This is a genomic window from Micromonospora sp. NBC_00617, from assembly GCF_045161355.1.
Lineage (GTDB): Bacteria > Actinomycetota > Actinomycetes > Mycobacteriales > Micromonosporaceae > Micromonospora.
On the sequence record NZ_CP107751.1, the window covers coordinates 242,417 to 263,342 of the forward strand.

The window sequence follows — 20,926 nt, forward strand, 5'->3', positions numbered from 1 at the left end:
TGGTGTTGTACAAGGGGCCCTTCCTTGCAGTTCAGGGGACTGAGCGGATCTTGACGACCAGGGCGCTGCCCCCCAGGGTGACCGCGGCGGTGACCGCGTAGAGGGTCGGGTACCCGCCCAGGTGGACGACGAGCGGGGCGGAGAGCGCGGGGCCGAGCACCTGCGGCGCCGAGTTGGCGATGTTGATGACGCCGAGGTCCTTGGCGCGGTCGGTGGCCCGGGGCAGCACCTGGGTGATCAGGGCGGCGTCCACCGAGAGGTAGACGCCGTAACCGGCGCCGAGCAGCAGGGCGGCGACGATCGCCATCGGCCAGACCGGCGCGACGGCGAGCAGCAGCGCCGCGACCGCCATGATCAGGCCGGAGACGATCACGTAGACCTTGCGCCGCCCGGACCGGTCCGACAGCCGGCCGGCGACCACCGCGGTCAGCATCATGCCGAGCGTGTAGAGCAGGATCAGCACCAGCAGACCGCCCTCGGGGTCGGGGTGACGTACCCCGTCGGTGAGGAAGTACAGCAGGTAGAGGGTGCCCAGCGCGTTGCCGAGCTGGACCAGGAACCGGGTGATCCACGCCCAGGCGAAGTCCGGGTGCCGGCGCGGGTTGATCCACATCGAGGCGAACAGCGCCCGCGCCCGCAGTGCGGGGCGGTGCGCGCGGGGCAGTCGGTCGTCGGGGGTGAGCAGCGCGAACGGCAGCGACAGCACCCCGATGGCCACCGCGATGGCCAGGTAGCCGGCGGCGTTGCCGGTGACGACGGCGGTGACCAGCACCGCGCCGAGCACCAACCCGAGCGCCTGTGGGATGCCCACCCAGCCGGAGACCGCGCCGCGCTGCGCCACCGGCACCCGGTCCGGAATGGCAGCCGTGAGGCTGGCCAGCATCGCGTTGAAGCAGACCTGGGCGGCGACCCAGCCGAGGGCGACCCCGAGGATGGTCCGCTGCTGGGCCAGCAGCACCAACGCCGCCGCGCCGAGCACCGCGCCGCCGGCGGTCCAGACGTGCCGACGACCGAACTCCCGGCCGAGGATCCGCAGGCAGGTCCGGTCGGACAGCGCGCCCGCCAGCGGGTTGGCCAGCACCGCCGCCAGCGCACCCAGGCCGGTGACCACGGCCAGCATGGTCTCCTTGTCGGCGGGCGCGATCCGCTCGATCTGCTGCGGCAGCAGCACCTGGATCGGGGTGAAGAACGCCATCCACACGCCGAGGTTGGCCGCGAAGACCAGACCGATCCAGCCGCGTCGCACCGGCACGGTCGGCTCGGCGAGCGCCGCCGGCGTCGGGTCGAGGGTGGTCACCGCGCCGAACCGTCCCGCGAGGCCGTGATCACGTCCCGCAACCAGGTGTACGACGACTTCGGTGTACGCCTCTGGTCGGCGTAGTCGACGTGCACCAGCCCGAAGCGCTTGGTGAATCCCTCGGCCCACTCCCAGTTGTCCAGCAGCGACCAGACGAAGTACCCGCGTACGTCCACCCCGTCGTCGATGGCGGCCCGGACCGCCCGCAGGTGCCCGTCGAGGTACGCGATGCGCTCCGGATCCGCCACCTGCCCGTCCGCGTCGGGTGCGTCGTCGTATGCGCAGCCGCTCTCGGTGATCTCGATGGGCGGCAGCGCGTCTCCGTACGTGTCACGCAGCCAGCCGAGCAGTTCGTGCAGCCCGTCGGGGGCGACCGGCCAGTCGAAGGCGGTACGCGGGTAGCCGTCCAGCGGCACCAGGTCGAACGGCAGCGGCGAGCCCTCCTCGGCGGCCCGTACGCCGGTGGGGTTGTAGTAGTTGACCCCCAGCACGTCGATGGGCGCCGCGATGGTGTCCAGGTCGCCGGGGCGGATGACGCCCGGGTCGAGGCCGGGCAGGTCCGGGTAGCCGCGGCCGAGCAGGGGGTCGGTGAAGAGCCGGTTGTGCAGCGCCTCGTACACGGCCCCGGCGGCCCGGTCGGCGTCGCGGTCGCCGAGCACCCGCACGGGGGAGTAGTTGTTGGCGATCGCCACCGGGCTGGCGCTGTTGCCGCGCAGCGCGGCGACCGCGAGCCCGTGCCCGAGCAGTTGGTGGTGGGCGGCGGGGAAGGCGTCGAAGAGCAGCATCTCGCCGGGGGCGTGCACGCCCATGCCGTAGCCGAGGCTCATGTGGATGAACGGCTCGTTGAGGGTGATCCAGAGCCGGACGCGGTCACCGAGGCGGGCGGCGGTCCGCTCGGCGTAGTCGGCGAAGCGGGCGGCGGTGTCGCGGTTGAGCCAGCCACCGGCGTCCTGCAGGGGTTGGGGCAGGTCCCAGTGGTACAGGGTGGCCACCGGGTCGATGCCGGCGGCCAGCAGGTCGTCGACCAGGCGGTCGTAGAAGTCCAGGCCGGCGGCGTTGGTCGGGCCGCTGCCGCTGGGCTGCACCCGGGGCCAGGCGATCGAGAACCGGTAGGCGGAGACGCCCAGACCGGCCAGCAGCGCCACGTCCTCGGCGTGCCGGTGGTAGTGGTCGCAGGCGATCTCACCGCTGCTGCCGTCGCTGATCCGACCGGGGGAGCGCGCGAAGGTGTCCCAAATGGACGGTCCGCGTCCGCCGGCCGTGATGGCGCCCTCGATCTGGTGGGCGGACGTGGAGACGCCCCAGCGGAAGCCGGCGGGGAACTCGGGCATCGGTGCGGTCGGCATGCGCCCTCCCGGTCAACGTGAAACGTGTTCGGGACTCTAGGGCGCTGTCGATGAATGCGCCATAGGCCGGGTTGGCGCAATCCGCAATGGTTGATCGGCGTGTCTTTTTCCTAACCCGTCCGTGTAAGTCCGATTTAGCGCATAGAGTGCCGATATCGTGGGATGTCCTCACTGGAGGAAAGACGGAAATGATCCTCGTGGAACGCAGTGCGCACGTGGCGGCGCCGGTGGAAGTGGTCTGGGACGTCGTACAGCGGGCTGAGCAGTTACCGGCCTGGCTGGCGGGGGTCCGCGCGGCCGAAGTGCTCTCCGGAGAGGGCTTCGGGCGGCGGCAACTGGTCCAGGCGGGGCGCGGTTCGGCGCATGAGGCCGAGGTGATCGCCTATCAGGAGCCGACACTGATCGGCTGGCGGGAACGGGCCAAGGGCGCCGGTGCTCGTGCGGAGGCGCGCACCGAGATCTACGTCCAGCTCACCGAGGACGAGGAGGAGGGCGGGACGATCGTGCGACTCATCGTCGTCCGCTGGCCGGCCGGCCCGGTCAAGGCGGCCCTGCTGCGCCTGGGCCTGCGCCGGGTCGGCGCGGACCTGGAGGACTCACTCGCCCGGCTCACCGACCTGGCCGCCGTCGGCTGACGAGCGCGTCCGCTCCCGGCGTCACCCGCCCCTGGCGGAAGTCCCGGGCCCCCGCCAGGGGCCCCGGACCACCGCCGCTTCCTTCTCACCCGCCGTCCGCCCGGTCGGTCGGGGCCGGGAGCGAGGGTGCGGGTGCACCAAAAAGGGCCCGGCGCACCCGCGCCGGGCCCTTTCTCGATCGTGCTGGATCAGCTGTCGCCGCCGGTCTCCCCGACGGGAGCGGCGTTGACGTCGTCGATCGCGTACTTCTTGGCGGCCTCGGCCGGCACGGTGGCCGGCACCGCGCCGCTGCGGGCGAGCTGCCGCAGCGTGGCGACCACGATCGACTCGGCGTCGACGTGGAAGTGCCGGCGCAGCGCGTGCCGGGTGTCCGACATCCCGAAGCCGTCGGTGCCCAGCGACGTGTAGTCGCCGGGTACCCAGCGGGCGATCAGGTCCGGTACGGCGCGCATCCAGTCGCTGACCGCGACCTTCGGCCCGTCCGCGTCGGCCAGCTTCTGCGCGATGTACGGCACCTTGGCCTCGGCGCCCGGGTTGAGCAGGTTGTACTCCTCGGTCTCCACCGCGTCGCGACGCAGCTCGGTCCAGGAGGTCACCGACCAGACGTCGGCGGCCACGCCCCAGTCCTGGGCGAGCAGCTGCTGGGCCTTGAGCGCCCACTGCATGCCGGTGCCGGAGGCGAGGACGTTGGCCTTCGGGCCGTCGACCTGCGGTGCCGGGGAGTAGCGGTAGATGCCCTTGAGCAGGCCCTCCACGTCCACCCCGGCCGGCTCGGCCGGCTGCAGGATCGGCTCGTTGTAGACCGTCAGGTAGTAGAAGACGTTCTCCTGCGCGTCCCCGTACATCCGGTGCAGGCCGTTCTCCATGATGTGCGCGAGCTCGAACGCGAACGCCGCGTCGTAGGCGACGACCGCCGGGTTGGTGGCGGCGAGCAGCAGTGAGTGGCCGTCCTCGTGCTGGAGGCCCTCACCGTTGAGCGTGGTCCGCCCGGCGGTGGCGCCGAGCAGGAAGCCGCGGGCCATCTGGTCGGCAGCCGCCCACAACCCGTCGCCGGTGCGCTGGAACCCGAACATCGAGTAGAAGATGTACATCGGAATCATCGGCTCGTCGTGGGTGGCGTACGACGAGCCGGCCGCGGTGAACGAGGCGACCGAGCCGGCCTCGTTGATCCCCTCGTGCAGGATCTGCCCGGTGGTCGACTCCTTGTACGACAGGAACAGCTCCCGGTCGACCGAGGTGTAGCGCTGCCCGTGCGGGGAGTAGATCTTCGCGGTCGGGAAGATCGAGTCCAGGCCGAAGGTGCGGGCCTCGTCCGGGATGATCGGCACCCAGCGCTTGCCGAACTCCTTGTCCTTCATGATGTCCTTGAGCAGGCGGACGAAGGCCATCGTGGTGGCCACCTTCTGCTTGCCCGAGCCCCGCTTGACGTCGGCGAACCGCTCCGGACCGGGGATGGTCAGCCGCTTGGTGCTGGTCCGCCGGGACGGCAGGTAGCCGCCGAGCTGCTCGCGGCGCTCCTTCAGGTAGGCCAGCTCCTCGGACTTCTCACCCAGGTGGTAGTACGGCGGCAGGTAGGGGTTGTCCTCCAGCGCCTTGTCCGGGATGTCCAGGTAGAGGCGGTCGCGGAAGGTCTTCAGGTCCTCCAGCGTCAGCTTCTTCATCTGGTGGGTGGCGTTGCGGCCCTCGAAGTGCGAGCCGAGCGTCCAACCCTTGATCGTCTTGGCCAGGATGACCGTCGGCTGCCCGGTGTGCTCGGTCGCCGCCTTGTAGGCCGCGTAGAGCTTGCGGTAGTCGTGGCCACCCCGCTTGAGGTTCCAGATCTCGTCGTCGGACAGGTGCTCGACCATCTTGCGGGTCCGCTGGTCGCGGCCGAAGAAGTGCTCCCGCACGTACGCCCCGGACTCCGCCTTGTAGGTCTGGTAGTCGCCGTCGGGCGTGGTGTTCATCAGGTTCACCAGCGCGCCGTCGGTGTCCGCGGCGAGCAGCGGGTCCCACTCCCGGCCCCAGACCACCTTGATCACGTTCCAGCCGGCGCCCCGGAAGAAGGCCTCCAGCTCCTGCATGACCTTGCCGTTGCCCCGGACCGGGCCGTCCAGCCGCTGGAGGTTGCAGTTGACCACGAAGGTGAGGTTGTCCAGCTCCTCACGGGCGGCGACGCCGATCGCGCCGAGGGACTCGACCTCGTCCATCTCGCCGTCGCCGAGGAACGCCCACACGTGCTGCTGCGAGGTGTCCTTGATGCCCCGGTGCTGCAGGTACCGGTTGAACCGGGCCTGGTAGATCGCGTTGATCGGGCCGAGGCCCATCGAGACGGTGGGGAACTCCCAGAAGTCCGGCATCAGCCGCGGGTGCGGGTACGACGGCAGCCCGCCGCCGGGGTGCGACAGCTCCTGGCGGAACCCGTCGAGCTGGTGCTCGCTGAGCCGCCCTTCAAGGAACGCCCGGGCGTACATGCCGGGGGAGGCGTGGCCCTGGTAGAAGATGTGGTCGCCGCCGCCCGGGTGGTTCTTGCCCCGGAAGAAGTGGTTGAAGCCCACCTCGTAGAGCGACGCGGAGCTGGCGAAGGTGGAAATGTGCCCGCCGACGCCGATCTCCGGGCGCTGCGCCCGGTGCACCAGCATCGCGGCGTTCCACCGGACGTACGCCCGGATCCGCCGCTCGACGTGCTCGTCACCCGGGAACCAGGGTTCCTGCTCCGGCGGGATCGTGTTGATGTAGTCGGTGGTGGTCAGGGGCGGAACCCCGACCTGGCGCTCACGGGCCCGCTCCAGCAGGCGCAGCATGACGTAGCGGGCGCGTTTGGTGCCGCGCTCGTCGATGACACCGTCAAGCGACTCGACCCATTCGCTGGTTTCTTCAGGGTCGATGTCCGGAAGCTGGCTCGGTAGGCCGTCGCTGATCACCGGGCGCTTGCGTTCCGTAGCCACAGGCGTTCCCTCGGTTGTGTGTGGGATAGGTCTCTAGCGCCATCCTGCCCTCTGGTGGCACCCGTCGTCACGTCTAGGTGCCCCGAACGCGACGCTGAACACAGGTACCCGCCGGTAACTTAGCGCGACGGCCCTTCTTTCCCCATGTGCCGGGCCTCCCGGCCCGCTGCGGCAGAATGCGACGTATGCGCAGTGACGTGATCACCGTCCAGACCGGGTCCCGGCCGGCCGTCCGGGACATCACCGCCGAGGCCCAGAGCTTCGTCTCCGGCGAGGGAGACGGCCTGCTGCACGTCTTCGTGCCGCACGCCACCGCCGGACTGGCGATCATCGAGACCGGATCGGGCTCCGACGACGACCTGCTCACCGCCCTCGACGCGCTGCTGCCCACCGACAACCGCTGGCGGCACCGGCACGGCTCGCCCGGCCACGGCCGGGACCACGTGCTGCCGGCCTTCGTCCCGCCGTACGCGACGCTGCCGGTGCTCGACGGACGGCTCGCCCTGGGCACCTGGCAGTCCATCTGCCTGGTCGACACCAACGGCGACAATCCCACCCGCCAGGTCCGTTTCTCCTTCCTCCCCGCCTGACCCCGCCGCCCCGCGATCATGGGCCGTGCCGCTGTGCCGGCTCAAGATCCGCGCAACTTGGGGTCGAACCTGTTCGTTGAGCTGGGCGGTCGTCGTGATGCGTACGATGTGGCGGTGGCACCGGAGGTGGTTTCCGCGGCGGGTCGACCGGTGGACCGGGCCGGCCTCGCGGCCGACGTGGTGCGCCGGATGGCACACCTGACCGCCTCGCTGCGACACCAACAGGGCACGGCGTTCGCCGAGTTGGGGCTCACCCCGGCCACGGCCCGGGCGTTGCACGAGCTGGACCCGGACCGTCCACTGCCCGCCCGGGACCTCGCCGATCGGCTGGGCTGTGACCGGTCCAACGTGACGGGGCTGGTCGACCGGCTGGAGCAGGCTGGCCTGGTCGAGCGTCGTGCCGACCCGACCGACCGCAGGCAGAAGACGCTCGTGGTGACCGGTGACGGCCGGGGTGTGCGGGACCGGGTGACCGAGGTGATGTCCGACTCCCGACTCCTGGCCGGGCTGAGTGACCAGGAGCTGTCCACCCTGCGTGACCTGGTGTGGAAGGTGTCCGACGGCGGCTGTCCGGAGCCGTGCGACCCGGCGTGAGTCGACCCGCGCCGGCCGTGTCCCACTGGGCGAGCGGGGCCCGCGTCGGTAATGCTGTCGGACGTGACCACCCCGCAAGATCTCGACGACCGCTTCCGGGAGACGCTGGCGGCGCTGCCCGCCGCGCAGCGGAGGCGTGACCCCGCCGACCCGGTCACCGACGACGCCTCGCTGACCGGCGCGCAGCTGCTGGACCTGTTCGACGCGCAGGTGACCAGCCGGCAGCTCGACCTGGCCGGCCGCTGGCTGCGCAGTTTCGGGGAGGGCTTCTACACGATCGGCTCGGCCGGGCACGAGGGCAACGCGGTGATCGCCGCCGCGCTGCGCCCCACCGACCCGGCGTTGCTGCACTACCGCTCCGGGGCGTTCTACTGCGTGCGGACGGCCCAGGTCGCCGACGCCACGGCGCCGACCGACACCGCCGACGCCGAACCGGCCACCGACCGGGAGCCGGCCGCCGACCCGAAGCGGGCAACCGACCGCACGTCAGCCACCGCGCGGGAGTTGGCCGTCGAGCCGGAGTCGGCCGACGAACCCGAGCCGGCCGGGTCCGCGCCCCCCACCGGCGGGTTCGCGGCGTACGCGCAGGCCGCCCGGGACGTGCTGCGCGGAATGGTCGCCTCCAGCGAGGAGCCGATCGCCGGTGGCCGGCACAAGGTGTTCGGCCGCGCCGACCTGGCGATCGTGCCGACCACCTCCACCATCGCCTCGCACCTGCCCCGCGCGGTCGGGATGGGGCTGGCCGTGGAGCGGCTGCGCCGGCTGGAAACTGTCGGGCGGCGTGCCGGGGCCGGGGTGCGGGTCGACAGCGGGGCCGGCGTGGCGCACGCTCCCTGGCCGCCGGACGCCATCGTGGTCTGCTCGTTCGGCGACGCGTCGGTCAACCACGCCAGCGCCACCGCCGCCTTCAACACCGCCGGCTGGTACGACCACGCCGGGTTACGCATCCCGGTGCTCTTCGTCTGCGAGGACAACGGGCTGGGCATCAGCGTCCGTTCGCCGGAGGGCTGGGTCGAGGCGACGCTGCGCGCCAAACCGGGCGTCCACTATTTCAGCGCCGACGGGGCCGACCCGGTGCGGGCGTACCAGGTGGCGCAGGAGGCCGCGGCCTGGGTACGCCGGCACCGGCGGCCCGCCGTGCTGCACCTGCGCACGGTCCGGCTGATGGGCCACGCCGGGGCGGACGCGGAGTCGGCGTACCGCAGCCCCGCCGAGCTGGCCGAGGACCTGCAGCGGGATCCGGTGGCCGCCACCGCCCGGCAGCTCGTCGACGCCGGTGTGGCGACCGCCGAGGAACTGCTGGCCCGGTACGACGAGACCGGCTGGCAGGTCCGTCGGCTGGCCGAGGAGGTGCTGGGCGAGCCGAAGCTGACCTCCGCCGCCGACGTGGTGTCGGCGCTGGCGCCCCGCCGCCCGGTGCGGGTGGCGCGGGCGGTGGCCGACGCGGCGGCACGGGCCAGCGGGCCGGGCTCGGCGGCGCGGGAGGAGGCGTTCGGGGGCAAACCGCCGGAGCTGGCCGGCCCGCTCACCCTGGCGCAGAGCATCAACGCGGCGCTCGCCGACGGGCTGCTCGACCACCCCCAGATGGCCGTCTTCGGCGAGGACGTGGCCGCCAAGGGCGGCGTGTACGGCGTGACGAAGGGCCTGCGGGACCGGTTCGGTGCGGCCCGGGTCTTCGACACCCTGCTCGACGAGACGTCGGTGCTCGGGCTGGGCCTCGGCGCCGGGCTGGCCGGGATGCTGCCGGTGCCGGAGATCCAGTACCTCGCGTACCTGCACAACGCCGAGGACCAACTGCGCGGCGAGGCCGCCACCATGCAGTTCTTCTCGCGGGGCGCCTTCCGCAACCCCATGGTGGTGCGGGTGGCCGGGCTGGCGTACCAGGAGGGGTTCGGCGGGCACTTCCACAACGACAACTCGGTGGCCGTACTCCGGGATGTGCCGGGTCTGGTGGTCGCGGTGCCGGCGCGGCCGGACGACGCCGCGCCCATGCTGCGGACCTGCCTGGCGAGCGCGGCGGTGGACGGCAGCGTCTGCGTGTTCCTGGAGCCCATCGCGCTCTACCACACCCGCGACCTGTACGCCGAGGGTGACGGGGAGTGGCTGGCCGGCTATCCGGAGCCCGGCTCGTGGGTGGCCGGTCACGTGCCGATCGGCCGGGCCCGCGTCTACCGGGTCGGCTCGGCCGACGACCTGACCATCATCACCTTCGGTAACGGGGTACGGATGTCGCTGCGGGCCGCGGCCGTCCTCGCCGAGGAGGGGGTGGGCACCCGCGTGGTGGATCTGCGCTGGCTGGCGCCCCTGCCGGTGGCCGACATCATCCGGGAGTCCTCGGCGACCGGCCGGGTGCTGGTGGTGGACGAGACACGCCGCTCCGGCGGAGTCGGCGAGGGGGTGATCGCCGCGCTGGTCGACGCCGGATACGTGGGCGCCGCGCGGCGGGTGGCCGGAGTTGACTCTTTTGTACCATTAGGTCCGGCAGCGCGTCATGTTCTGGTCTCCCCGGAAGCCATTACCGAGGGTGCCCGTACGCTGCTGGCACGGTAAATTCCGTTCCACTCGGTGCGCCACTTGCGCGCAGAGGCGCAACTGTGTGGACTTTGCCTGACGGCGTCGGCCCGACGCCGCGAGCACTGACGAAATGAGGAGGCACGCGACAGTGAGCGCGACCGCTGGTCAGGCCGCCGACGGGGTACGCAGCCTGGCGGACCGGTTCGGCATCGAACCGGGGATGGTCGTCATGGAGATGGGGTACGACGACGACGTCGACCAGGATCTCCGTGACGCCCTGACCGACCGCTGTGGAGATCTGGTCGACGAGGACACCGACGAGGTGGTCGACGCGGTGCTGGTGTGGTACCGCGACGGCGACGGTGACCTCTTCGAGCTGCTCGTCGACGCCCTCGGCCCGCTGGCCGACAACGGGGTCGTGTGGCTGCTCACCCCGAAGGCGGGGCGCGAGGGGCACGTTGAGCCGAGTGAGGTCGCGGAGTCCGCGCCCACCGCCGGCCTCCAGCAGACCTCGACCGTCAACGCCGGCCGGGACTGGAGCGGCGCCCGCCTGGTGCTGCGCCGTGGGGCCAAGGCCAAGAAGTAGCCCGTCATCGCTTCCTCGCGCCCGGCGGTCCGCACCGCCGGGTGTGGCAGGCTGGCGTCGTTTCCGACACGACCCCGAGGAGTCCGCATGCCGATCGAGGTTGGCGCCGAGGCGCCAGACTTCGTGCTGAAGGACCAGAACAACCAGGAGGTCCGCCTGTCGGACTTTCGTGACAGGCGCACCGTGCTGCTGGTCTTCTACCCGCTGGCCTTCACCGGCACCTGCCAGGGCGAGCTGGCCGAGGTGCGGGACAACCTCGACGAGTACCTGAACGACGACGTCCAGGTGCTGACGGTCAGCGTCGACTCGGCCTACAGCCACAAGATCTGGGCCGACCGGGAGGGCTACCAGTTCCCGATGCTTGCCGACTTCTGGCCGCACGGCGCCGTCGCCCAGGCGTACGGGGTCTTCAACGACGTGGCCGGCTTCGCCAACCGGGGCACCTTCGTCATCGACAAGAACGGCGTGGTCCGCTTCGCCGAGATGAACGGCCCCGGCGAGGCCCGCGACCAGCAGGGCTGGCGCAAGGCGATCGCCGACGCAACCGCCGGATAGGGGTACGCCGTGCGGCCGGGCCGGCGGCGAGCAGGTAGGCTTGCCAGCCACCGGCCCGCCGCACACGGGCGATCCGGGCGCGTAGCTCAGTGGGAGAGCACCCGCCTTACAAGCGGGGGGTCGCAGGTTCGAAACCTGCCGCGCCCACCCTTCACCAGCGGTGGTGCCCTCCTGGGGTGCACCTCATCGTGTACGGGTGCTCGGCACCCGTGACGGCGATGTCAGGACTGGCTGCGGGTCCACTGCTGGTTGGTGCCGGTTCCGCAGGTGTACTGAGTGATGTCGGTGCCGTCTGCGGTGCCGCTGCTCACCACGTCCAGGCACTTGCCGCTGTGTCGGGCGCGCAGCTGGTAGTAGTTGCCGGTGGCGACCCACTGCCACTGCTGGTTGGTGCCCCCGCCACAGGTGTACTGGACGACGTTGGCGTTGTTGGCGGTGGAGGCGTCGGCGACGTCGAGGCATCTGCCGCTGTTCTGGTTGACGATCCGGAAGTAGCCGCTACCGGCGTCGCGGAACTCCCACTTCTGGTTCGCGCCGCCGTTCCAGGACCATTGTCTGACTTCGGCGTTGTCGGTGACGGCCCTGTCCAGCACGTCGACCACCTTGCCGCTGTTGCGGTTGGTGATGCGGTAGGAGGACGACGCCTCTCCGGTGACGGTGCCCGTGGCGGCATCGATGGTGATGGTGGGATACCAGGTCAGGCTCATGGTCGTGGCAGAGGGGAAGGCGATCGGCAACCACACGTACTGGGAATCGTTGGCCGGCCCGCCCCAGGCGCCGGCCCAGCGGTCGCCGAGGTAGAGGTAGCTCGTCGTCGACGTGCCCTGGATGGGGAGCACGAAGGCCGACTGGGAGCGGAAGGTGGTCGAGTCGGCGACGTTCGTCATGCCGGTCCACGGACCGGAAATGCTTGACGCCGTGGCGTATTTGGCCTGGTTCGGGCTCCAACCGGTCAGGCCCGAGGTGAGCAGGAAGTAGGTGCTACCGCGCTTGAACAGGGCCGGTGCCTCACGGTTGCCGTCGTTCCAGAAGTTGCCGACAAGCGTGGCCACGGTCAGGTAGTCGGCGGTGAGGCGGTAGATGAGCAGGTCGCGGTTCTCGTCGCCGGCGGACACCATGTAGGCGGTACCGCCGTCGTTGTAGAGCGTGATGTCTCGCGACATGTTGCCCAGCGGCCGGAAGCTGCCGTGGTAGGTGTAGTTGCCGTCCACGGTGGCCGAGGAGGCGACGGCGGCCCTGGCCTCGCCGTAGTCGCTGCCGTTCTCCTTGTGCATCCACATCACGTACCGGCCGGTGCTGGCGTTGTAGATGACCTTTGGCCGCTCGATGTTTGCCGATTGCAGCTCCGCCGCCGACGACTGGGTCAGCACGTTGTTGCGGAACTCCCAGTCGCGCAGGTTTGTGGAGCGGTAGACGGAGACGGCCCGGAACGTGTTGTTGGCGTTGCGGTTCTCACCGAACCAGTAGTAGTAGTCGCCGACCTTGAGTACCCCACCGCCGTGCGCGTGCAGCACGTTGCCGGCGGTGTCGGTGAACTGCGTGCCGTTGGGGATCGTGACCGGCGCGGCCTGGGCCGGGGCGGCGGCCATGGTGGTGACCGCCACGATCGCCGTTCCGACCAGGGTGAGCGCTGCCACCAGGGATGGAAGCCGTCTGTTGCGTCTCACTACGTTCGTCCTTCCGTGGGCGGGCGGCGACCGCCGCCGGCATCGGTGCGACACCCTCGGACTCCGGTGCCATCCACCGCTGACCGGTGGCGGTTCACACCGGGTGACACCTTGATAACCGACTGCGGACGACGGCGCCACCGTCCGAACCAATTCATTCACGAATGTACATCTGTCGTCGTCGACCTCATCCGCCGGCTAGTGCCGTTGTGAGCCAGTGAGGATTCGCGGACGACGAGATTCTGTGCCTCCAACCGGCCGGGCCACGGCGATCCCTGCACCTCGTAGAACCCGTACTCCCAGTTTTCGGCCGGGTCATAGAGGGGATGGCCAGGCACGCCTCGTCCTTCGGGTAGCCGAAGATCACTAGACGAGTAATTCCTAACCCTGGTTGGGGCGGTGGGCGTAGCCGGCGGCTGGCGGTGACGGTCAGTGACCTCCGTGGGGGTGGATGCGGTCGTGAGCGGTATACCTCAGAGTCATATTCATACCTCTGAGGTATACCGCTGAACAGCACGTCGACGCGGCGGGCAGCCAAAGCGGATGGCCAGCGCCCTTCTCACCGCACTGGTATGTGAAGATCGATGACTGGTTCGGACGCCCTGCCCGGGGTGCGGTCCGGCGGTGCCGTTGCTGAAGCGGGCGATCCGGGCGGTAGCCGCGGACACCGACCTGTGGACCGATGATGTGTGGCTGGTCGACTCCACCCCGGTCGAATGCGCCCGTTCCCGCCCCACGGTCAACCGATCGCAGCTGGCCGGCTGGGCCGGTTACAGCTACTGCGCCTCGCACTCACGCTGGTTCTGGGGCGCTGAGGCCGGGGTCCCACCCGGAGTCAGGCGCGATCCGCGACCGTCACCCGGCTGTGGGCGAGTGACGTGGCACGGCGGATCGGCAGGGCGAGTGCCCGCGCCGTGTCGAGCAGGTCGTGGTCGCCGGTGACGGTGAAGCCGTGTCGGGCGAGCAGGGCGGCCATGGCGGCGGGCGTCCAGGTCGAGCGCCATGGCTCGGTCGCCCAGACACTCCGTCGGCCCGTGGACGCCATCAGCAGCCGTGCGACGAGCCGGCCCAGCGTCAGGGATTTCCCAGGCAACTGGAAGTTGACGACGAGACGGCTGTGCGGTGCCGAGCAGGCGGCGATCGCGGCGACCGTCGTGGACACTTCGGCCCTGGTCAGATACGGCACGACGCCTTCCCAGATCCACGTCGTCGGCTCGCCGGAGAGATGCCCGGCGGCTGCCAACGCCTCGGCGAGCCGGTCGCGGCCGAAGTCCACCGCGACGAACGTCGGTGGAGTGCCGGGCAGGCCCTCGGCGCGTTCCCGTTTGTCGCGCTGGCTGCTCGGTTGGTCGACCTCGAAGACCGTCCTGTCCGCGAGTTCCGCCATCCGCCAGGCCCGACCATCCAGCCCGGCCCCCAGGATCACCACCTGCGAGCTGCGATGGTCACGTACGGCGTCGTCGATCGCGACCGTCCGGGGCACCACCATCTCGGCGCAGGCCCGTACCGTTTCGTAGTCGACCCGTTGCCGCCACGGCTTGGGCGCGAGAGCGCCGCGTACCCAATCGACGGCCTCCCGCTCGTCGGCGCGGAGCAGGCGCATGGCCGTCGGGTCCGCGAAGCGGCCGGGAGCGATCAGGCCGTCCGCCGCGGCGCGGCCCTGGCAGACGAGCACCGCCGTACGGCTCGCGGATGGCGTCTTCGGCATCGCTCGCGCTCCTGTCCGTTGTCGCGGCATCGGCTCTGCGTGCCGACGGTACCGTCACGCGGAGCCGACCCGCTGGCCTCGGTCGGCACGGTCACCACTTGACCGCCAGCCTGTCTGCGTCGACAACGATGACCAACGCGGACGAGCGCGGTCACCGTGGCCCGTTGCGACGGGGCCGCGGGGCACCGCCAGAATGGGCGCGTGCAGGACACCGTCGCCGTCGCGCTGATCACCTCACTGTCCACGTTGGCCGCCGCGGCCCTGACCGGGCTGATCGGTGCGCTCAGCACCCGCCGGCAACTCGCCCACCAGCTCACCATCGCCCGCCAGGAGAGCGCCGACCGGTGGGCGACCCGGCGTGACGAGTTGCGGCGCGACGCGTACGTCGGGTTCCTCAGCGCCTGCGACGCGGCGTACCGGCGGCTGGACCGGCGGTGGGTCGAGCCGGGCGTGGACACGGTCACGCCCGGCTACGACGAGACGTACGCGGCGATGCGCGCCGTCGACGAGGCGTACAACCTGGTGTTGTTGGAAGGCCCGGCGGACGTCGCGGCGGCGGGCCGGTCGGTGCTGGCCAGCCTCACGACCGAGTACGCCGAGCAGCGCCGGCTCGCCGACGAGCCGGGCGACGCGGCGGCGCCGCTTCGCGACCGGCACCGGGAGCGCTGGCTCGCGGTCATCGAGGTACGGACCAATCGGCGCGTCGCGTTCGTCGACGTCGTGCGTCAGGTGTTGGGCCGGGAAGGATGACGCGGACGGGCAGGAGGGGGGATGCGCTACCTCAGCTGGTAAAGCCCCCGTCCACGTTCACCACCGCCCCCGTCACGTAGCCCGCCTCGACACTGGCCAGGTGCGCGACGGTCGCCGCGATGTCGGCGGGGCGAGCATAGCGGCCGACGGCGGTGAATCCGGCGATCGTCGCCGCGTTCGGTCCGTCCGCCGGGTTGGCGTCGGTGTCCGTGGGCCCCGGGTTGACCAGGTTGACGGTGATGCCCCGGGAGCCCAGCTCGCGGGCCAGACCCCGGGTCAACCCGACCAGAGCGGTCTTGCTCATCGAGTAGAGAGCCAACCCGGGGAAGACGGCCCGTTCCCCGACGTTGCTGCCGATGCTGATGATCCGTCCACCGTCGCCCAGGTGCCGCAGCGCCGCCCGTACGGCGAGGTACGGCGCCCGCACGTTCACGGCGATCGTCTGCTCCAGCTCCGCTGTGCCGAGATCCTCCGTCGCGCCGACCAGGAACACCGCCGCGTTGTTGACCAGGATGTCCAGCCGGCCCAGCTCGGTGGCTGTCCGGTCGACGGCGTCCCGGACGGCTGCCGGGTCGGCGCTGTCGGCCTGGATCATCAGGGCCCGCCGACCCAGCGCCTCGATCCGCTTCACCACTGTCGCCGCCTGCTCGGCGTCCTGCCGGTAGGTAAGCGCCACGTCGGCCCCATCCTGTGCGAGGCGCAGGGCGATACCGGCCCCGATGCCACGGGAACCTCCGGTCACCAGGGCGGTCTTGCCACCAAGTGTCGTCGTCGTCATGCAAACGATCATGTCGACGGCTCGTCCTCGAGTCTGGCGGCCTTCCGACCACGCGTTCCCAGCGCCGGGTCCGTTTTCCGCCGCCGGCCCGGGACGCCCTATCCTCGTAACAGAGCGTACGGGGGGAGCGTGATCGTGGAGCTGGCAGACATCGATGCGGTGCTGTTCGACATGGACGGCACCCTGGTCGACTCTGACGCCGCCGTCGAGCGGGCCTGGGAACGCTGGGCGTCCGAGTACGCCGTCGAGCCGGCGGCGGCACTCGCTATCGCCCACGGCCGACCCGCCGACCAGACGATCCGCCGGCTCCTTCCCGCGCTCCACGACGCGGCGGTCGCCGTGGCGGCGGCCCGGCAGTTGGCGTTGCAGTACGACGACCTGTCCGACGTGACCGCCACCCCGGGCGCCCTCGAGCTGCTGTCGACGTTGGCCCGGTTGGGGTTGCCCTGGGCGGTGGTGACCAGCGCCGACGTCCGGCTGGCCGAGGCCCGGCTCGGTGCCGCCGGCATCACCGCGCCCGTGCTGGTCACCGTCGAGGACGTGCGCGCGGGCAAGCCGGCCCCGGAGGGCTACCTGCGCGCCGCCGCGCTGCTCGACGTGCCACCGGCACGCTGCCTGGTCGTCGAGGACGCCGAGGTCGGGTTGCAGGCCGGTCGTGCGGCCGGCGCGATGACCGCCGCGCTCAAGGGACTCGACGGCGACCTGCGGCTGGACGACCTGACGCAACTGGCGTACGGGTTGGCGTCGGCGCTCACGGCACGCTGACCCCAGCACCCCAGCACCCCAGCACCCCAGCACGGCACCGGGAGCGCGACAGCGCCAACCGGCCGCATCAGCCGAGCCGCTGGGCCAGCCAGGGGAGCAGGGCGTCGGCCTGGGCCTGCTGGAACGCCCGTAGGGCGGGGATGTTGGGCAGCGGTGGACGGCGGGCGCTGTCGGCGAAGAAGCCGGCCAGCCCGGCGTACACCCCGGTCAGCGCGGCCGGGTCGACATCCGCGGTGAGCGGCAGCCGGCGCAGCATCGCCTCGGTGTCGTGCCCGCCGTAGAGCCGGACGTTCACCAGCAGCAACGCCGTGTCCAGCCAGGCCGGCCCCCGGCAGGCCCACGGCCAGTCGACGACCGTCACCGTGCCGGCCGCGTCGAGCAGCAGGTTGTCGGCCCGCACGTCCAGGTGGCAGAGCGTGTCCCCGCTCAGCGCGGCGACCCCTTCGTCGGCGGCGTGCCGCAGGTGGTCCAGGTGGGCCCGAACCCACGGATCGAGTCGGGGCGGCGGGTCGGCGGCGATCCGGTGCCATCCGGCGAAGTCCCTGGCCAGCAGCTCGGCGGCGGCCGGCACGTGCGCGACGGGGTTCGGGGTGAGCGCGACGGCCATCGCCTCGAAGGCGCCCAGCACGCGGGTCAGTTCGTCGGCCCGCCACGGGGTGCTCGGGTGCCGCCCGTCCACGTCGGAGAAGACCAGTGCCACCCATTCGCCGTCGTCGTGGCAGCCCAGCAGGCGGGGCGTCGGCGCTGCCGCCGGCAGCGCGGCGGCGGTGCGGGCCTCGGCGCGGTGCAGGACCGGGCTGTCCGGGTTCAGTGCCGGGCTGACCGCCTTCACGAAGGCCCGCCGGCCGGTTGCCGTACGGACCCGGTCGGCGGTGCCCGGCGAGAAGCCACCCGACTGGGACACCGCCTCGACCACCCGATCACCGATGATGCCCTCCACCGCGGATCGGACCGCCGCCGGCAGATCACCCCAGCCGATCCGCGTCGCTGTCCCCTGCATCCCGCCACGGTGCGCCCACCCCGCCCCGACGAACAACCCATTTTCCGGGCATCCCGGGCGATCGGCCGGGTCGAGACGCCGGAATCAGAACATCGAGGTGCATCCGGCGCACCGGGGGCGCGGCCACGCGCGGCGGATGATCCAGCTCATCGAGGCCGAACTCTTCGAGGTCACCGCGCAGCAGATGGCGAAGCGGATCGACCCACCGAGCTGAACCGGGACTGTTCACCTGCCCAGCGGGAAACCCGCGCGGACCGCACCCGGGGAGGAGCGACGGATGACGCATGGCGCCGGACTGACCATCGGTGTGCTCGGCTCGTACGGTGGCCGGAACCTCGGCGACGAGGCGATCCTCACCGGCCTGCTCACCGATCTACGCACGCAGGAACCGAACGCCCGGATCATCGTCTTCTCCCGCAACCCGGAACACACCCGGGCCGCCCACCCGGACGTGGAGGCGGTGCCCTGGGAAGGCGTCAGCCGTACCGACTCGGCGTTGGTGCTGGCTCAGCTCGACCTGCTCATCCTCGGTGGCGGCGGGATCCTCTACGACCGGGAGGCCCGCCGCTACCTGCGGGTCGTCCGGGTCGCCCAGGAACGGGGCCTGCCGCTGATCACGTACGCGGTGGGGGTCGGGCCGCTCAGCGACGCGGTCGACACCGGCATGGTCCGGGAGACGCTCGCCGGCGCGACCCAGGTGACGGTCCGCGACCAGGAGTCCCGGATGGTCCTGGAAGAGGCGGGACTGCTCAACCCGATCACGGTCACCGCCGACCCGGCGTTCCTGTTGCAGCCGGCCGACTTCCCGGTGCACCTGCTCAGCGAGGAGGGGGTGCCGGCCGGTAAGAGGCTGGTCGGGATCAGCGTGCGGGAGCCGGGACGGGCCGCCGAACGCCTCGACGTCGACGGCTACCACCGGCTGCTGGCCCAGATCGGTGACTTCCTGGTGCACCGCATCGACGCGTACGTGCTGTTCGTGCCGATGGAACGCGACGACATCCGCCACTCGCACGGGGTGTTGTCGCACATGGTCGCCGCCGAGCGGGGGCGGATCCTGCACGGCACCTACGCACCGGAGCAGGTGCTCGGGCTGATGCGCCACTTCGACCTGGCCGTCGGCATGCGCCTGCACTTCCTGATCTTCGCGGCGATGGTGGGCACGCCGTTCCTGCCGCTGCCGTACGCCGGCAAGGTCTTCGACCTGGCCCAGCGGCTCGGTGTGCCGGCGCTGCGGGGCGTGGAGCGGGAGGTGGAGGGGCCGCTGCTGGCCGAGGTCGACCGGCTCTGGGACGAACGCGAGGAACGCGCCGAGGCCACGGCCCGTCGGGTCGCGGAGGTCTGCGAGCAGGCGCGGGGCACCTCGGACGTCACCCGTGGCGTGCTGGACAGACTACGCAGTCAGAACCTCACCCGGGTCTGACCCGCGTCAGACCGCCGGACCGGTCCACCGGTAGCGCCACTCGCGGCTCTCCTCACGGGCGGACTCCAACTCGTAGATCTGCGCCTGGGCCAGCCCACCGGACCCGATGTGGTGGTGGGTGAGCGGCGGGCGGCCGTTGGTGTCCAGCTCGACGGTCACGGTCTGCCCGTCCGCCGCGCCGCCGACGAGGAGGATCTGCACGGATGAAGCCATGCGCCCATCCTGCCCGTAGCGAGGGTGCCTCGCAGCGGGATGCGGGGCAGCGCGCGGGCTCCGACCTGGTTAGGGTCGGCGAATGACGGAGCAGACCATCGATCCGACGCTCGGCCCGGTGCTCGCCCGCGTCGGCGACGAGCGCGCCGTGCTGAACTCGTTCCTCGACTTCCACCGTGGCGTGGTGTTGCGCAAGCTGCGCGGCCTGTCCGACGCCGAGGCGGCCCGCCGGCTGGTGCCCTCCGCGACCACGCTCGCCGGGCTGGTCAAGCATCTGACGCTGGTCGAGCGGAACTGGTTTCCGGTGCTGCTGGCACCCGAGCCGGGCGACGTCTACCTGACGTCGGAGGAGGACGCGATCGCGAGCTTCACCCTCGACCAGCACGACACGGTCGACGGGCTCGTCGAGGCGTACGAGCGGGCCTGCGCCCGGTCCCGGGCGGTCGCCGCGCGTTTCGACCTCGACCACGTGGTGCCGCACCCGCAGCTCGGTGAGGTGTCGGTGCGCTGGATCCTGGTCCACCTGATCGAGGAGACCGCCCGGCACGCCGGCCACGCCGACATCCTGCGCGAACTGACCGACGGGTCGACCGGCGCGCTCTGAGCCGGGCCGCCCGTCGTCATCCGGCGGGCAACAGGCCCGGCGGATACTCCATGCCGTCGTGGGCGCAGGCCGCCGCCGCGACTCGTGCCGCATACCGGGCTGCCTCCGTCAGGGGCTCGCCCCGCAGCCGCCCGGCGATCAGCCCGGCCGCGAACGCGTCGCCGGCCCCGTTGCTGTCCACCACCGGCCCCGGCGCGGCGGCGGGCGGCACCGGCACTCGCGTGCCGTCGCCCGGGTACAGCTCGGCGCCGTCCGCGCCCCGGGTCACCACCACGGTCCGGGGCGCCAGCGTGCCGGCGAGCGTCGCGGCCCGCTCGCGCAGCCGTACCCCGCTGACCAGGACCAGATCGGCGACCTCGGCGAACGGCCGGTGGTAGGGGTTCGTGCCGTCCCAGTCGTGCAGGTCGGTGGAGAGCGACACGCCCGCCGGGAGCGCGGCCCGCACGGCGGGCAGCGACGGCACCACCCAGTCCATGATCGAAAGGTGTACGTGCCGGGCGTCCGCGACGAGTTCGGCCACCTCCGCGGGCGGGAACGGCGGGTCGCCCCGCCACGGGCGCGGGTCGTACAGCGAGGTGCGCCGACCGCCCGGGTCCACCAGGTTCACCGACCGTCGGGTGCCGCCGTGGTCCTGCGCCAGCACCGCCGGAACCCCGGCCCGGGTCAGCGCCGCCCGGACCAGATCGCCGGCCGGGTCCGCGCCGAGCGTGTCGACCACCCGTACCCGCAGGCCGAGCGCCCGGGCGGCCAGCGCCACCCCGGCGCCGGTGTTGCCGATCCGCAGCTCGATCGGTTCGACGGTGTGCGAGTCGGCGGCCGGCAGCGGCAGCGCGGGCACTCGAACCCGCACATCCACCCCGAGCCCGCCAACAACCAGGAGATCGACCACGGTGCCGACGCTAGCCCAACCCGGTGCCGCGTGACGTATCGCCGATGTGGGAGCGTACCGAGGCGTGGACACTCCCACACCGCCGACC

Annotated in this window: 19 protein-coding genes and 1 tRNA gene; 11 read left to right on the top strand and 9 right to left on the bottom strand. The window is 71.6% G+C overall.

What is annotated here, in order from left to right; genetic code table 11:
* Positions 1-31: 31 nt before the first annotated feature.
* Together OG505_RS01185 and OG505_RS01190 are read right to left on the bottom strand one after the other, a co-directional pair.
* Positions 32-1,297, bottom strand: coding sequence for an MFS transporter (locus OG505_RS01185; RefSeq protein ID WP_405430344.1), 1,266 nt, complete (start codon positions 1,295-1,297; stop codon positions 32-34).
* On the bottom strand, positions 1,294-2,643 hold the full coding sequence (locus OG505_RS01190) for a GH1 family beta-glucosidase (protein WP_405430345.1): 1,350 nt from the start codon (positions 2,641-2,643) through the stop codon (positions 1,294-1,296). Before OG505_RS01190 ends, OG505_RS01185 begins: the two co-directional genes overlap by 4 nt.
* A 188-nt stretch (positions 2,644-2,831) precedes the next feature.
* Between OG505_RS01190 and OG505_RS01195 the strand changes: the two genes are divergently transcribed.
* Positions 2,832-3,278, top strand: coding sequence for an SRPBCC domain-containing protein (locus OG505_RS01195; protein ID WP_234589259.1), 447 nt, complete (start codon positions 2,832-2,834; stop codon positions 3,276-3,278).
* A gap of 188 nt (positions 3,279-3,466) precedes the next feature.
* On the opposite strand, the gene aceE is transcribed toward OG505_RS01195, so the two are convergent.
* Positions 3,467-6,205 carry a pyruvate dehydrogenase (acetyl-transferring), homodimeric type gene (gene aceE / locus OG505_RS01200; protein WP_405430346.1) on the bottom strand — a complete coding sequence of 913 codons (2,739 nt, stop codon included), beginning with the start codon at positions 6,203-6,205 and terminating at the stop codon, positions 3,467-3,469.
* A gap of 185 nt (positions 6,206-6,390) precedes the next feature.
* Here aceE and OG505_RS01205 point away from each other — a divergent pair, with 185 nt between their 5' ends.
* The 6 genes from OG505_RS01205 to OG505_RS01230 all read left to right on the top strand — a co-directional run bounded on the left by OG505_RS01205 (position 6,391) and on the right by OG505_RS01230 (position 11,191).
* Entirely contained in the window at positions 6,391-6,795 is a 405-nt protein-coding gene (locus OG505_RS01205; RefSeq protein WP_405430347.1) for a YjbQ family protein, read from the top strand.
* A gap of 189 nt (positions 6,796-6,984) precedes the next feature.
* Positions 6,985-7,389, top strand: coding sequence for a MarR family winged helix-turn-helix transcriptional regulator (locus OG505_RS01210; RefSeq protein WP_405434323.1), 405 nt, complete (start codon positions 6,985-6,987; stop codon positions 7,387-7,389).
* A 51-nt stretch (positions 7,390-7,440) separates the two neighbouring features.
* Positions 7,441-9,939 (top strand): thiamine pyrophosphate-dependent enzyme, encoded by a 2,499-nt coding sequence (locus OG505_RS01215; RefSeq protein WP_405430349.1) that lies wholly within the window; start codon positions 7,441-7,443, stop codon positions 9,937-9,939.
* 112 nt (positions 9,940-10,051) lie between these two features.
* Positions 10,052-10,489: a DUF3052 domain-containing protein gene (locus OG505_RS01220; RefSeq protein ID WP_030330240.1), complete on the top strand. Its 438-nt coding sequence runs from the start codon at positions 10,052-10,054 to the stop codon at positions 10,487-10,489.
* Positions 10,490-10,576: 87 nt separating this feature from the next.
* Positions 10,577-11,044, top strand: a complete 468-nt coding sequence (locus OG505_RS01225; RefSeq protein ID WP_405430352.1) for a peroxiredoxin — start codon at positions 10,577-10,579, stop codon at positions 11,042-11,044.
* Positions 11,045-11,119: 75 nt separating this feature from the next.
* A tRNA-Val gene (locus OG505_RS01230) sits at positions 11,120-11,191 on the top strand.
* A 74-nt stretch (positions 11,192-11,265) separates the two neighbouring features.
* Here OG505_RS01230 and OG505_RS01235 read toward each other — a convergent pair.
* The gene (locus OG505_RS01235; protein ID WP_405430353.1) at positions 11,266-12,711 is read right to left on the bottom strand and encodes an RICIN domain-containing protein; all 1,446 of its coding nucleotides are present in this window, start codon (positions 12,709-12,711) and stop codon (positions 11,266-11,268) included.
* Between the two features lie 835 nt (positions 12,712-13,546).
* The gene (locus OG505_RS01240) at positions 13,547-14,419 is read right to left on the bottom strand and encodes a class I SAM-dependent methyltransferase (RefSeq protein ID WP_405430355.1); all 873 of its coding nucleotides are present in this window, start codon (positions 14,417-14,419) and stop codon (positions 13,547-13,549) included.
* Between the two features lie 201 nt (positions 14,420-14,620).
* Between OG505_RS01240 and OG505_RS01245 the strand changes: the two genes are divergently transcribed.
* Positions 14,621-15,169: a hypothetical protein gene (locus OG505_RS01245; RefSeq protein ID WP_405430357.1), complete on the top strand. Its 549-nt coding sequence runs from the start codon at positions 14,621-14,623 to the stop codon at positions 15,167-15,169.
* A gap of 31 nt (positions 15,170-15,200) precedes the next feature.
* Here OG505_RS01245 and OG505_RS01250 read toward each other — a convergent pair whose 3' ends face one another.
* Positions 15,201-15,947 carry an SDR family NAD(P)-dependent oxidoreductase gene (locus tag OG505_RS01250; protein WP_405430358.1) on the bottom strand — a complete coding sequence of 249 codons (747 nt, stop codon included), beginning with the start codon at positions 15,945-15,947 and terminating at the stop codon, positions 15,201-15,203.
* Positions 15,948-16,082: 135 nt separating this feature from the next.
* On the opposite strand from OG505_RS01250, the gene OG505_RS01255 reads away from it, so the two are divergent.
* Positions 16,083-16,712, top strand: coding sequence for an HAD-IA family hydrolase (locus OG505_RS01255; protein ID WP_405430360.1), 630 nt, complete (start codon positions 16,083-16,085; stop codon positions 16,710-16,712).
* Positions 16,713-16,779: 67 nt separating this feature from the next.
* On the opposite strand, the gene OG505_RS01260 is transcribed toward OG505_RS01255, so the two are convergent.
* Positions 16,780-17,712 carry a phosphotransferase gene (locus tag OG505_RS01260; protein ID WP_405430361.1) on the bottom strand — a complete coding sequence of 311 codons (933 nt, stop codon included), beginning with the start codon at positions 17,710-17,712 and terminating at the stop codon, positions 16,780-16,782.
* A 277-nt stretch (positions 17,713-17,989) separates the two neighbouring features.
* On the opposite strand from OG505_RS01260, the gene OG505_RS01265 reads away from it, so the two are divergent.
* Positions 17,990-19,132 (top strand): polysaccharide pyruvyl transferase family protein, encoded by a 1,143-nt coding sequence (locus OG505_RS01265; RefSeq protein ID WP_405430363.1) that lies wholly within the window; start codon positions 17,990-17,992, stop codon positions 19,130-19,132.
* A gap of 6 nt (positions 19,133-19,138) precedes the next feature.
* Here the strand turns inward: OG505_RS01265 and OG505_RS01270 are convergent, their stop codons facing one another.
* Complete coding sequence (locus OG505_RS01270) at positions 19,139-19,345, bottom strand: hypothetical protein (RefSeq protein WP_234589235.1); 207 nt, start codon at positions 19,343-19,345, stop codon at positions 19,139-19,141.
* A gap of 82 nt (positions 19,346-19,427) precedes the next feature.
* On the opposite strand from OG505_RS01270, the gene OG505_RS01275 reads away from it, so the two are divergent.
* Positions 19,428-19,949, top strand: a complete 522-nt coding sequence (locus tag OG505_RS01275) for a DinB family protein (RefSeq protein ID WP_405430364.1) — start codon at positions 19,428-19,430, stop codon at positions 19,947-19,949.
* A gap of 16 nt (positions 19,950-19,965) precedes the next feature.
* Here OG505_RS01275 and OG505_RS01280 read toward each other — a convergent pair whose 3' ends face one another.
* On the bottom strand, positions 19,966-20,838 hold the full coding sequence (locus OG505_RS01280; protein WP_405430365.1) for a carbohydrate kinase family protein: 873 nt from the start codon (positions 20,836-20,838) through the stop codon (positions 19,966-19,968).
* Between the last annotated feature and the right edge of the window lie 88 nt (positions 20,839-20,926).